Below are 13,023 nucleotides of genomic sequence, written 5' to 3'. Positions count from 1 at the left end.
TCCTCTTTGCCTCCACCAGGGCGCACCGATGACACCGCCTGCTGAGCCAGAGCAAAAAAAACCCTTGAACGGAGAAGGTCCGGATAGACGCCGAATGGGACAGCTTCAGGGCGGAGGCACACACCGGTACCAACTAAAAATCAATATCCTCTGGAGTCTGGATGAAGAGGCAATCATCACCCGCGGCACGACGACCGAAGGGATTCGCATTTCGCACACCGGACCTATCACTTTGATTGATAATAGTTCTGGAGGTAGGTTAAGCTTCCAGGACAATTCGCCACTGCAGATCATGTCCCAACTTGCCGTTGGGAACACAGTTGAAACTGAGGAGCTGGAGAATGAGAGTAACTGAACTGAAAACCGCGATCCGTAAAATGATTCAGGTCGAACTGGATGCGATGGTTTATTACCAGAAGGCAACCGAGGCGATGCAGGATGAAGGGGCCATTTTTCACTTCAACCAGTTAGCGGATGAAGAACGGGAGCACGCCCGCAGTTTTTATGCAATCTATCCCGAGGATGACCTCCCGACGTTTGATGACATGGTTCTGCAGGCACAAACGAATACCACAATCGCCCAGTCCCTCGACGTCGGTCTGATCGCCCGGCTCGACGAATGCCAGGCCTTACAACTGGCGATGAAACTGGAAAAAGAGGTCGAAGGAAATCTGCGTAAAATGGCCCTTGAACTCAACGACATTGGTGCACGGGCCGTGGTTGAAAAAAATGCCGAATCGACCCAGAACCATTACGAAATGATTGCCTCGGACTATGCTCGTCTCTATAACAAAGGCTAAGAGGCCCGCCAAGGAGGCAGCAAAAAAGCGGCACGCAGCCTCATCATAACCGCTGCTGCTTGAGTGCTGTGATCACTTTTTCAGCAATTTGATTAGAGGCATTAACACAGTCGTTAATCCCGACCCCGGAAAAAGCATTACCAGTCAGGAAAAGTCCTTTAAAGTTATCCATCCGGCTATCCAATGCCGCGAGGCGCGCACCGTGTCCAGGTATATATTGAGGAATCGCCTGTCGATGGCGGAAGATCCGGACAAAGTCAGGCGCAGCCTCAATCCCCATGATCTTTTTCAGATCAGCCATGGTCTTCTGTCTGACCTCATCCTCACTAAAATTAATCGCCTGCGGATTGGTTGCGCCTCCCAGCATCGAGCGCAGCAGCACATGCCCCTCGGGGGCACGGTTAGGGAAAATACTCGAGTCCCACAAGGTTCCCAGCGTGTTGCGCTTCTCCCCTTTGGCAATCAGGTATCCGAACCCTTCGAGGTCGCGGGAAATCCTGTCCTGCTGATACCCGAAACAAACCACATTCATAGAAGCATAGGGGATCTGATTCAGCAGGCTTGCCGACTCTGAATCCAACTCTGCCAGCATGCCTGAGAGCGCATGGGCCGGAACAGAGCTGATTACCATTTCAGCTTCGATCCGGGACTGATCTTCAAGATGCAGCAGAAATCCCCCCTGCTTCTTTTCGATCCGCGCCACCCCGCTATCGGTAAGCACCTTGGCCTGCAGTTTTTCAATCAGTGAGTCGGTCAACTCCTGGATTCCGCCGGTGAAGGAAGTGAGCACCCCTCCCGGACCGGCGGCACTCGCCACCTGTTTGCCGGCCTTACGTTCGGCACGCGACTTTTTGCCGAGCTTGGCCATCGCTTTTATCAGGCCCCCGTATTCCTGTTCAAGCTGGTATATACGCGGAAAACAGCTGCGCAAACTCATAGTTTCGGGATCACCGGCAAAGATTCCCGAGACCATCGGTCCAATCAAGCGATCAAGGGCTTCAGCACCCAGTCGGCGGCGCGCGAATGCAGCCAGGGTTTCATCGACGGTTCCCCGTTTGGCGGGAATCAGCATTTCGCAGCCGAGGCGTAATTTACCCGGCCAGCTGATCAATTTTGATTTAAAGAATGAAATCGCATCCTCAGGCAGGCGATGCAGGGTTTCTGCCGCATAGATAAAGCGCTTACGCGCGTTATCGCTGGACCGCAACAAAACGGAGTCGACCCCGAGAGCGCGACAGAGATCAAGGGTCATCGGCTTGTTGTCAAGAAAACCGTTCGGACCCCATTCACAGAGAAAGCCCTCGGACTTGACGCTCATGATCTTCCCGCCACTTCTGTCGAGTTTTTCCAGCACCAGAATTTCGATGTCCAACTCTTCGCGGCGCGCGAAATTTTCAAGGGCATAGGCCGTTGATAATCCTGAAATACCGGCACCCAGAACGACAATTTTGGTCATAAAATCTCCAAATATAATCAAGTCTGTGTTACAACCTGAAATTAAATTATTCCAAATTTTTCGGCAAATACTAACGATATTGCCAATATCCGTCAAGCGCCGCGACCTGAGTGACAAAAGCGCTTGACCTGATCAGCACCGGTTCCTATAGTTTCGCTCGTTATTCATTAAAACGACTGCCAAACAGGCAACCCACAGCAACAGTCCAAACGGAAGGGCCGCACCAAACCATGGCCAAAGACTATTATCAGACCCTCGGCGTTGCCAGAGATGCAGACCAGGCAACGATCAAGAAAGCATACCGCAAACTCGCTCAAACCCACCACCCGGATCGCAACCCCGGCGACAAAAAGGCCGAGGACCGCTTCAAGGAGGTCGCCGAGGCCTACGCGGTCCTATCCGACAAAGAGAAACGCCAGCAGTACGATCGCTTCGGCGAAACGGGATTCCACCAACGCTTCAGCCAGGAAGATATCTTCCGCAATGTCGATCTCGGTGACCTGTTCGGCGGCGGTGGGAGTGAAGACCTGTTCAGCCAACTGTTTGGTGGTGGACGAGGACGCGCTCGCGGCCACCGCCCGCCAGTCAAAGGGCAGGATTATTCGATGGAGGTCAGCATCCCGCTGCGCCTGGCCCTCGAAGGCGGTGAACGCCGCGTCGACTACCGCAACGAGGGGCAGATCGAGCAAATCAAGGTTCGGATTCCGGCGGGGATTGAAGAAGGCGCCAAACTGCGAATTTCGGGAAAGGGAGGCCAGGCACCGGCGGGCGGGCAAGCCGGGGATCTCTTCCTTCAGATCAAAATCGATCCCGATCCGATCTTCAAACGCGAAGAGAACAACCTGCTGGTCGAGATCAAGCTCCCCTTTAGCCAGCTCTGCCTCGGCTGCAGTACTGAGGTCCCGACCCTGCAAGGGGAGAAGCGGATCAAGGTCCCCGCAGGATTTCAACCCGGGGGGAAAATCCGGCTTCGGGGATTTGGCGTACCCGCAGCCGCCGGAAGACCAGCCGGCGACCTTTACGCCTGGATTAATGTTGAGGTCCCGGCCCAACTTGATGAAGTCCAGCTTAAATTGATAAAAGATCTTGCCAAGAGCGGTCTCTAAATACCCTTTTTCGGCTTTTAACGCACAGTCGCCGCATGACCGGCATTCTGCTTGCAAATAGTATCGTCCTGTGTCCTTATGCTCTGGCGCTGTTGACGAGGAGAAGCTTCAAATTAACATGAGTGAGACTCCGCTCCGACATATGCTCTTCCTGACCGTACTGCTGTTTGTCATCCTCAGCAGCGGAAGCCTGCAATGCGCACTCAACTGCTGTGCGCGGACCGGCGTTAGTTCCTCTTGTACCCCTCAAGTGGCCGATTGTCATCCGCTGCCCTACGAAGTTTTAATCCCTGGACCGGCCTCGACCCTTTGCCACCACAACCATCCTTCCAGTCAGACCCAAAATGAGCCAACCCTGATCAGTCTCAACGGCGGAAACGCCCTGGCCCTGCTTGGTTCCCATCGCGAAGAACCCGAATACCACAGTGCAGATCCGATCCCTCAGCAATATGCGGTATTTTATGCTGCAAATCTGCACACCCCCCCCCTTCAACCCCTTTCTCAAACGGACAAACAACGGCGCAGCACCATTCTGCTGATGTGATTTATCTCCTCCTCCCAGTTGACGCAACACCCCACTCCGGCTAATATGACACGATTTGTCAACATTAGCCGGGTAATCTGCTTATTGGAGATATTCACGCCTTGAACGTCAAGAAAACATCTTCACCTGACCGCTTATGGGATTTTTTCTGTTCCCTTAAACTGACAATCTTTACTCTGCTGATGCTTGCAGTCACCTCGATTATCGGGACCGTCATCCAGCAGGACGGCGCGGCCGAAGAGTACATCAAAGAGTACGGTCGCTCCAACTACGAGCTCTTCCAAAAAATGCACCTCACTGACATGTACCATTCCTGGTGGTTCGTCGGGCTGCTGGGGCTCTTCTGCGTCAACTTGATCTGTTGCTCGATCAAGAATTTTCCGCGTGTATGGAAATTCGTCAGCCAGCCGATGCTGGTTGCGGGAGACGGTACCTATAAAAATTCGGCCAACAAGGCTGAATTCATCACCAAAGAGCCCGCTGATGAATTGGCTCAGCGCCTCACTGACACCCTGAAATCCGCCTTTACCAGACCAACCCTGACTGAAGTTGACGGGCACCTGAATCTGTTTGCCCAAAAAGGGATTTATTCACGCTTCGGCGCCTACATGACCCACCTGTCGATTCTGATCATCATGCTGGGAGCGATTATCGGTACAGTCTGGGGCTACAAAGCCTACGTCAACATCGTTGAAGGGACTTCAATCACTCAGGTCTGGCCACGTAACGGCAACCAGCCGATTCAACTCGGCTACAGCGTGCGCTGTGATAAATTTGAAGTCGAATACTACCCGGGAACCATGCGCCCCAAAGAATTCCGCAGTCTTTTGACCATCGTCGACAACGGTAAGGTTATTTACGATAAGGCAAAAATTATTGTCAACGAACCCCTCTCCTACAAAGGGATCACTTTCTATCAGTCGAGCTATGGCCCGGCTGGAACCGGCACCTTTGAAATCGAAGTCACTGATAATAAAAGTGGTGATAAACTGACAGTGAACCCGGCACAGGGGCAACGCGTCCCGCTGCCGAACGGTTTCTTCTTCTCCGTCGACGATTTCACGGCAAGCTATGAGAGCTATGGTGCGGCCGCTAAGCTGCATGTCGATACCCCCGAGGGGAAACATCGCACGCCGTTTATCATCCTGCAGAAATTCCCGCAGTTTGATGCACGTCGTGGCGGTGACTTCAGCTTTGCCCTCAAGTCTTACCACCAGCCACAGTACACCGGGCTACAGGTCGCAAAAGATCCAGGGGTGTGGATTGTCTGGTTTGGTTGTTTCTTGATGGTGTTCGGCTCGATGAGTGCCTTCTTCTTTTCACACCGGCGTGTCTGGATTCGGCTCTCGCACGAACAGGGCAAAACCAGGGTGCAAATGGCAGCCAATGCCCATCGGAATCAGGCGGCATTTTCCCTGACGTTTGAAGAACTTAAAAAACAGATCGAGAACACGGTCACGAATAAAGCCTGATCAGGCAAGGAGAGATCTTCATGGAAAGTGGACAACTTTTTAACTTTGTGACCCTTGGCTATTTCATCGCCATGGTTCTTTTTATTACCTACCTTGCGACCCGGAATTCCAAGGTCGCCTTTCTCGCCCACCTGTTTTGCGTGGCCGGCGTGGCAGTGCATACCCTGGCCATTGGCATGCGCTGGTATGAGTCTTATCAGATGCCCGGTGGTGTCGGTCATGCCCCTTTGTCAAATCTGTATGAATCGGTGGTCTTTTTTGCATGGACCATCCTGGTAATTTACCTGCTCATCGATTTCAAGTATAAGCAGCCCTCGATCGGAGCCTTTGTCCTCCCCTTTGCATTTCTCGGGATGACCTGGGCGCAATTGACCCTCAACACCTCGATTGAACCGCTGGTCCCGGCGCTGCAAAGCAACTGGCTGACCTATCACGTTCTCACCTGCTTCCTCGGCTATGCAGCCTTTGCCGTCGCCTGCGGGGTGTCAATCATGTATCTGATCAAGGTCGGCAAAGAGGAGAAGGGTGATGGCCCGATCGGCGGCATTCTCGGGATCTTCCCGAGCATCCGTGTCCTCGATGACATCAACTATCGCGCCATCATGATCGGCTTTCCGCTGTTGACCCTCGGCATCATCACCGGCGCCGCCTGGGCTAATTACGCCTGGGGCACCTACTGGAGTTGGGACCCGAAAGAGACCTGGAGCCTGATTGTCTGGTTCATCTACGCCGCCTTCCTGCATGCCCGCTTCACCCGCGGCTGGGTCGGTCGTCGTGCGGCCTGGTTATCAGTAATCGGTTTTGCGGCAACCATTTTCTGCTATCTCGGCGTCAACCTGGTTCTCTCGGGACTGCACTCCTATGGTGGCGGAGGCATGTAAGCCGCTTTTTCAAAATACTAAAAAGAAAGGCCCAACTGAATTTCAGCCGGGCCTTTCTTTTTACTTGTCCCAAAATGTCGAGCGCCCTAGTCAAAGCACTCGGTTTTATACATCATCGCCAAGCGTCCTCGACTGGCAAGGCACCTCGCACAAAGCTCGCCGAGGTCAGCATATTCCTGTTTGGCCAGATGGAGACCGACCTGCTGTTCGGGTAAATCAAGGTTCTGGTCTGAAGAAAACTCTTCCGCACAAATGCGACACTTCCTTATATCTGACATCGCTCTCGCACCAACCCTGCCATCCCCTCCAGAAAGTCAGGGTGATCGTTCAGCGACGGCGCTCTGAAAAAGTGCGCAATCCCATGCTGTTCTGCCAGCATACGATACTGAAGATCAATCTCTTCAAGGGTTTCGATATGATCTGAAACAAAGGAGATCGGCACCATCAGGAGTGACTTCACATCTTCGGCGCCGAGTCGGATTAGCTCAAGGTCCGTTCCGGGGGTCATCCACTTCACCGGCCCACTGCGACTCTGGTAAGCGATGCTCCAGCGATAGTTACCGACGCGCTCCATAACGAGCCTCGCAGTCGTTTCAACCTGCTGCTGATAAGGATCGCCACGGTCGATAAATTTTTGCGGCAGGGCGTGAGCCGAAAAAAGGATGCGCACATCATCGCGCATCAACTCGTGAAAATTATCCAGACCCTCTTCCACCCGAGATGCCAGCGCCGTTACATACCCCGGCCAATCGTACCACTGATCAATCACCTGATAGCTGAGTTCGGGGTAGAGCTTTTCGGCATGCTGCTCAAAATCATTAATGCTGCTGCCGGTCGTGGCCCCGGTATAGTGCGGATACATCGAGAGCACAATCGCCTGCCGGATTCCGGCTTTTTTCAGCTGCGTCATGACCTCGGCGGCCCTTGGCTGCCAGTAGCGCATCAATACAAACGGTTGAATGTGACCGCCAAGCCGTTCGGCAATCCCAACCGCCTGCTTCCGTGTCCAGGCGAGTAACGGCGAACGGCCGCCGATATACTTATAGCTTTCTCGGACCTTCTTGCTACGAAAATGGGAGATCAGCTTAGCGAAGGGCTTCTGCAGCAGCGCACCCATGGGGAGTTGGATCAGTTCCCGGTCGGAAAACAGGTTATACAGAAAAGGCTCGATCGTCTCGAGAGAATCGGGGCCGCCCATGTTGAGCAGGATTAAAGCAGTCGGTTGCTCTAAAGACATTGTGGAAACCGTGAGGTGTGAGGGGTGAAGGGTGAGGTGTGAGGAATTGAAAGCTGTTACGCCTGACTCCTCACACCTCGCGTCTCACGCTATTTTTGGCTTAAACGGTGTACACACTCGACCATGTGTATCGCATTCTCAGGCGGAACGGTCGGCAGGATACCGTGTCCCAGGTTGAAGATAAATCCGGGACGATCGGCGTTCTCATTGAGAATCCGCTGCACTTCCTGCTCGATGTAAGGTTTAGGTGCATAGAGCACGGTCGGATCAAGATTCCCCTGCACCGCAATTTTGTCGCCCAGAATGTCACGCGCCTTGCCCAGATTGACGTGCCAGTCGAGACCGATAACATCGGCGCCGGCTTCCTTGACCAGTTCGAGCATTCCGCCGCCGCCCTTGACAAAGTAGATCACCGGAATGCCGTCACGCTTGAGGCCATTGATCAGTTGCTTGGCGTAGGGCAGGATATAGCGCTCGAAATCATGCGGTGCCAGCAGTCCGCCCCAGGTGTCGAAAATCTGGATGGTCTGCGCGCCCGCATCGATCTGCATATTCAGATAGCGCCGATCCATCTCGGTGATCTTCTGCATCAGTGCGTCATAGAGCGGGAAGTCGGAATACATCATCTTCTTCAGCTCGGCAAAATCTTTGGAGCCCTTCCCTTCGACCATGTAGCAGGCCAGGGTAAACGGGGCACCGCCAAAGCCGATCAGCGGCACGCGGCCTTCAAAGGCAATGCGCAAACGCTTGATGATTGCCGGCACATAGGGCACGGCTAAAGCCATATCGTCAGGCAGGATCAAGGCCTCGACGTCAGCTGCAGTGCGGATCGGCTTTTCGAAGACCGGACCGGGCACGAAATCAAGGGCCATCCCCATCGGTTCAATCGGGGTGAGAATGTCTGAAAACATGATCGCCGCATCAACATCAAGAATATCGATCGGCTGAATAGTCACCTCGGCAGCGCGCGCCGGGTCCTTACACAGATCGAGAAAGGTGCCGCCACCCTGGGCGCGGACATCCTTATAACACTGCAGATAACGGCCCGCCTGGCGCATCAGCCAGACAGGGACACGGTCAACAGGCTGGCACCAGCAGGCTTTAATGAAATCGTATTGCTTGGACATTAGTATGTTGCCTCCATATATCGCTAAGGGAACAGAATTGAATTTTGTCCCCACTCAAGTTCAGATTACTTTGCCGCGTTTTCTTCCGCTTCGGCGGCCAGACGTTTGGCAGTCCGCCCGGGGATGTAGTTACAGAAGGGTTCTTCAGCCATGTAATCGCCGTGGACCGCATCGGCCCGGGCGCGGCAACCGCCGCAGATATTGATGAACTCGCACTCGCCACACTTCCCCTTGTAGCTCTTGAAATCGCGCAGGTCATTGAAGGTTTTGCTGTTAAACCAGAGATCCTTGAAGGGGATCTGCTTTACGTTGCCGACCGATGAATGGAAATAGGAACAGGGCTTCAGATTACCGAAACAGTCGATCAGGCAGATGGTCTGAGCGGCGATGCAGCCCTTGCCTCCGCCGGTCGAAAAAGTCAGGCTGCGCCGTTTAAAATCGACCCCTTCGGCCTTGGCCATCTGTGGTACCACCCGGTAATAATGTGGAGCACAGGTCGGGCGCATGAGGATATCATCCTCGTTTTTCTCCTGCTCATAGTGCCAGGCCAGAATGTCTTCGTAATCATCGGCCGATATCAGTTCGCTCATAATATCTTCACCGCGACCGGTCGGGACGATCATGAACATATACCAGGCGGTGGCACCGATGCTCTTGGCCAACTGAAAAGTATTCCCGATATCGGTCTGATTGCGCTTGGTGAAGGATGAATTAACCAGAAACTTGATGCCATTGCGTTTGAGGGTTTCGGCCCCGCGCAGGGTCCCTTCGAAAGCGCCCGGGCTGCTGCGGAAATCGTCATGGATTGCGGCCGTCGAACCATCCAGCGACAATGAGACCATCTTGATATCCGCCTTGAGCATTTTCTGGCAGATTTCATCGGTGATCAGCGTGCCGTTGGTCGCCATGCACATGCGCAACCCTTTGCTGGTCCCGTACTCGGCGATCTCGAAGATATCAGCCCGCATCAGCGGTTCGCCGCCCGAGAGCACCATTACCGGAGTTGAAACTTCACAGATATCATCAATTAACTTAAAGGCTTCAGCGGTATTAAAATCGCCGGCGGCCGCGCTCATGTCTGACGAGCACCGACAGTGCACGCAATTAAGGTTGCAGCGCTGGGTTGATTCCCAGGCGATCCATTTGGGGATGAACTTTTCTTCTGCTGAACTCATACTCTCTCCCATGCTGGTGGCCCCTCCGTGACCCCTCATTTAATGTCAGGTGAGGCGTCGAGAACAATCCGTCTAGGATACACTAATCGGAGAGCGCAACTCAAGCAGGAACGAAGGTTTGTACCAGCTTCGCCCCCTGACATCTCCGGCCATTAAACACAAAAGGCCAGCCCTGATGGTCAACATCATGGCCGGCCCGGATGAGTCATATCAACCTGATAACTCAGATGTGGTCTCGCGCGGAGAGGGGAAAAAGCTCTTCAAAGATCTCGGCCACCGTGCCGATATGGTCCGATTTCCAGGCATTGGTGCCACAGAAGATCAGGCCGGTCTCAACGTCATTCTTCTGAGCGCGATCAAGGGCTGTCACGATACAGAAGCGTTCCTGCTTTTCCTTGTAGGAACATTTTTTCAAACAGTTCAGCGGACAACGCAGGTTTATATCCAGATCATGCTGGCGCACAGCATCAATATTACGTACCAGCGCCCGCGCCGGCAAACCTGCCGGACTCATCATCAGATCAATATCTTCCTGCTGGGCGTCCAGATAGGCCTGCTTGAAAGCATCCCCTGCATCACACTCTTCGGTACACACAAAACGGCTGGCCATCTGCACGCCGTCGGCACCCTGAGCCAAAGCGTACTCCAGATCGGCGCGATCCCAGACGCCGCCAGCAGCGATCACCGGGATATCGAGATTCCAGGTCTCGCGAAAATAGTCTTTAACCCCGCGGACCGTAGCGTACTGATCGTATTTACCGACACCGATATTTTCCGGCTTTTCCCCCAGATGACCACCAGCAGTCTCGGGGTCTTCAACCACGATCGCATCGGGCAGGCGATTGAACCCCCGGTGCCACTTACGTGCGATCAACTCGGCGGCCTTGATCGACGAAACAATTGGCACCAGCGCGACATCGGGATAATCGACCGTCAAACCGGGCAGCCCCAAAGGCAGGCCCGCTCCACTGACTATTAACTGAGCGCCCGCTTCACAGGCCGCCACAACCACATCGTCATAATTGCTGACCGCGACCATGCAGTTTACCCCGATAATTCCATCCGGAGCAATTTCTCGGGCCTTGGTCAATTCGATCTTGACAGCTTCACGATCGGCAACAAAGAAGTTTTTGCCATTGAACAAACCGCTATTCAAGGCCAGACCGGCAGCAGCAACCAGCCCGACACCGCCAGCTTTGGCAACGTGGCCCGCGAGTCGATGGGCAGAAACCCGCACTCCCATACCACCCTGAATCACCGGGAATCGCGCAATATATCGTCCGATTTTCAACTTCTCGGTCATACCTGCTCCTTGTGCATTATTTTATCAGCGCACACCTTAACAGAGCAACCGGCTAACGAACTGTAATAGTTGTGTAAAACCGCCCTTGTCCAGCGGCTTGTTCCCTGTTACAAAAGAGCATGAAATTAATCCGCCGCATCTTCCATCCACTGATCACCTTCATTGGCATCCAACTTTTATGGATTCTATTGCTGATTGGCTGGATCTACTGGTTTCTCGGTCGCCACCAGCAGTTGAAAGAACTGGCCGAAAAATACCAGACCGAACTGTTACCGCTTAAAACCGATTGGCTGATTCTGACTGAAGGGATCATTCTGCTGGTCGCGATATTAGTCGGGGTCTACGTTATCTTTCTCTACTGGCAACGTCAGGCGGCCCTCTATCGTGCCCAGCACAACTTTATCGCTCAGGTCAGTCATGAACTGAAATCGCCCCTCGCCTCACTCCAGTTGCACCTCGAAACCATCGAGATGCGCCAACCCGAACCGCAGCAGTTGCAAAAGTTTGTTCGCCTGATGCAGGGCGATACCGAGCGCCTCCACGGCCTGATCAATAATTTGCTGACTGCGAGCAAACTCGAACATCGCAGCAGTAATTTCAATTTGGAGGAAGGCGATTTCTCAGCGGCTGTCGAAAATTGGTTGCAGCAGAGAAAGAACTCTTTCCCAAAAAACGGAACTCTCGACTGGAGCATCGAACCGCAACTCTACCTGCGTTTTGATGAGGAAGCACTAGAGACGGTCTTGCGCAACCTGGTTGAAAACGCCATCCTTTATGCCGAGGGACCACCACGAATCCGAATTGAGTTAAAGACTGATGGGGATTTTGCGCTGTTGAGCATTACCGACCAGGGTCGCGGTATCGACCCGCGTTTGTATAGAAAGATCTTTCGCATGTTTTACCGCGTGCGTATCACCGGGAAAACCATCCGCGGCAGCGGTCTCGGCCTGTTTATCGTGCGCTCTATCATTCGCCGCCACCATGGCAAGGTCTGGGTCAAAAGTGCAGGCCCGGGTAAAGGGTCCACTTTTTACCTGCGCCTGCCCCTCGCCTCCAAAAAAGCTAAGGACCCGCGATGAACAGTGCCATGGTTGAAATTTTGCTCGTAGAAGATGAGCCGAATATTGCCGACGGTATCATTTTTAATCTGGAGGCCGAGAGCTACCGCGTCATCCACTGCCAGTCGGCCGAAGAGGCGCTCAAAGAACTTCCGCTGCACAACTTCTCTCTCCTGGTGCTTGATATCATGCTGCCGGGAATGGACGGTCTTAAACTCTGCCGGCAACTGCGCGCCAGTGGCTCAGATTTGCCAATCCTGATGTTGACCGCGCGGGGAGATGAGGACGACAGGGTCGCTGGACTCAGTGAAGGAGCCGATGACTATCTGACCAAGCCATTCAGTCTCAAAGAATTCTTACTACGGGTGAAAGGTCTGCTGCGTCGCAGCCAGGGGATTCGCACCGCCTCGCAAACGTATACCTTCGGCGCCAACCGCGTCGACCTGACCGAGCGTCGCGCGCTCACCCACAACGGCGAACTTGAACTGACAGAACTTGAGGTGAAGATGTTGACCCTGTTTTTCAGTCGCGAGGGGAGAATCCTCAGTCGAGGGGAACTGCTGCAGTCAGTGTGGGGGATGAAGCCCAATACCGAAACCCGCACCCTGGATAACTTTATTGTCCGGCTACGCAAATATTTCGAACTCAACCCCGCAAAACCTCTTCACTTCCAAACCGTGCGTGGCCGTGGTTATCGCTTTGTGCGAGGCGGGGATTTTGAGGGAAACTAACAACCGCCCCACAAGAATCTGGACGAGAGGCCCCGACAGACCGGGATACAAACAAAATCAGATTCTGCCATTATCACCAACCAAATGTGGCCAATAACCTCCTGAGCCCCTGGCTAAAACCCGCATAGTCTGC

General features: G+C 53.6%; 13 protein-coding genes. 8 read left to right on the top strand and 5 right to left on the bottom strand.

Going from position 1 to position 13,023, the window contains the following annotated elements:
• Window positions 1-94: 94 nt before the first annotated feature.
• A complete protein-coding gene (locus D888_RS0103235; protein WP_156826935.1) occupies window positions 95-355 on the top strand; it encodes a hypothetical protein in 261 nt (86 codons plus the stop codon).
• A complete protein-coding gene (locus tag D888_RS0103230; protein ID WP_020675092.1) occupies window positions 342-800 on the top strand; it encodes a ferritin family protein in 459 nt (152 codons plus the stop codon). The genes D888_RS0103235 and D888_RS0103230 overlap by 14 nt, the downstream gene beginning before the upstream one ends.
• Window positions 801-843: 43 nt before the next feature.
• On the opposite strand, the gene hemG is transcribed toward D888_RS0103230, so the two are convergent.
• Window positions 844-2,256, bottom strand: a complete 1,413-nt coding sequence (gene hemG, locus D888_RS0103225; RefSeq protein WP_020675091.1) for a protoporphyrinogen oxidase — start codon at window positions 2,254-2,256, stop codon at window positions 844-846.
• Between the two features lie 230 nt (window positions 2,257-2,486).
• Here hemG and D888_RS0103220 point away from each other — a divergent pair, with 230 nt between their 5' ends.
• The 4 genes from D888_RS0103220 (at window position 2,487) to ccsB (ending at window position 6,259) form a co-directional block, all read left to right on the top strand.
• Complete coding sequence (locus D888_RS0103220) at window positions 2,487-3,362, top strand: DnaJ C-terminal domain-containing protein (RefSeq protein WP_020675090.1); 876 nt, start codon at window positions 2,487-2,489, stop codon at window positions 3,360-3,362.
• 118 nt (window positions 3,363-3,480) lie between these two features.
• A complete protein-coding gene (locus D888_RS0103215; RefSeq protein ID WP_020675089.1) occupies window positions 3,481-3,906 on the top strand; it encodes a hypothetical protein in 426 nt (141 codons plus the stop codon).
• Window positions 3,907-4,007: 101 nt separating this feature from the next.
• Entirely contained in the window at window positions 4,008-5,378 is a 1,371-nt protein-coding gene (gene resB / locus D888_RS0103210) for a cytochrome c biogenesis protein ResB (RefSeq protein ID WP_020675088.1), read from the top strand.
• Between the two features lie 20 nt (window positions 5,379-5,398).
• Window positions 5,399-6,259 carry a c-type cytochrome biogenesis protein CcsB gene (gene ccsB, locus D888_RS0103205; RefSeq protein WP_020675087.1) on the top strand — a complete coding sequence of 287 codons (861 nt, stop codon included), beginning with the start codon at window positions 5,399-5,401 and terminating at the stop codon, window positions 6,257-6,259.
• 265 nt (window positions 6,260-6,524) lie between these two features.
• Here ccsB and hemH read toward each other — a convergent pair whose 3' ends face one another.
• The 4 genes from hemH to D888_RS0103180 all read right to left on the bottom strand — a co-directional run bounded on the left by hemH (window position 6,525) and on the right by D888_RS0103180 (window position 11,101).
• Window positions 6,525-7,496: a ferrochelatase gene (hemH, locus tag D888_RS0103195; protein WP_020675085.1), complete on the bottom strand. Its 972-nt coding sequence runs from the start codon at window positions 7,494-7,496 to the stop codon at window positions 6,525-6,527.
• Window positions 7,497-7,585: 89 nt separating this feature from the next.
• Window positions 7,586-8,623: a uroporphyrinogen decarboxylase gene (gene hemE, locus D888_RS0103190; protein WP_020675084.1), complete on the bottom strand. Its 1,038-nt coding sequence runs from the start codon at window positions 8,621-8,623 to the stop codon at window positions 7,586-7,588.
• 65 nt (window positions 8,624-8,688) lie between these two features.
• Window positions 8,689-9,798 carry a radical SAM/SPASM domain-containing protein gene (locus D888_RS0103185; protein ID WP_033423367.1) on the bottom strand — a complete coding sequence of 370 codons (1,110 nt, stop codon included), beginning with the start codon at window positions 9,796-9,798 and terminating at the stop codon, window positions 8,689-8,691.
• Window positions 9,799-10,021: 223 nt separating this feature from the next.
• Window positions 10,022-11,101 (bottom strand): NAD(P)H-dependent flavin oxidoreductase, encoded by a 1,080-nt coding sequence (locus D888_RS0103180; RefSeq protein WP_020675082.1) that lies wholly within the window; start codon window positions 11,099-11,101, stop codon window positions 10,022-10,024.
• 119 nt (window positions 11,102-11,220) lie between these two features.
• On the opposite strand from D888_RS0103180, the gene D888_RS0103175 reads away from it, so the two are divergent.
• Window positions 11,221-12,180: a sensor histidine kinase gene (locus D888_RS0103175; RefSeq protein WP_020675081.1), complete on the top strand. Its 960-nt coding sequence runs from the start codon at window positions 11,221-11,223 to the stop codon at window positions 12,178-12,180.
• Window positions 12,177-12,890 (top strand): response regulator transcription factor, encoded by a 714-nt coding sequence (locus D888_RS0103170; protein WP_020675080.1) that lies wholly within the window; start codon window positions 12,177-12,179, stop codon window positions 12,888-12,890. The genes D888_RS0103175 and D888_RS0103170 overlap by 4 nt, the downstream gene beginning before the upstream one ends.
• Window positions 12,891-13,023 lie beyond the last annotated feature (133 nt).

Origin of the sequence: Geopsychrobacter electrodiphilus DSM 16401, from assembly GCF_000384395.1 — a bacterium.
Lineage (GTDB): Bacteria > Desulfobacterota > Desulfuromonadia > Desulfuromonadales > Geopsychrobacteraceae > Geopsychrobacter > Geopsychrobacter electrodiphilus.
Note: the sequence above shows the minus strand (reverse complement) of the source record. Positions and strands in the feature narration are given on the sequence as shown.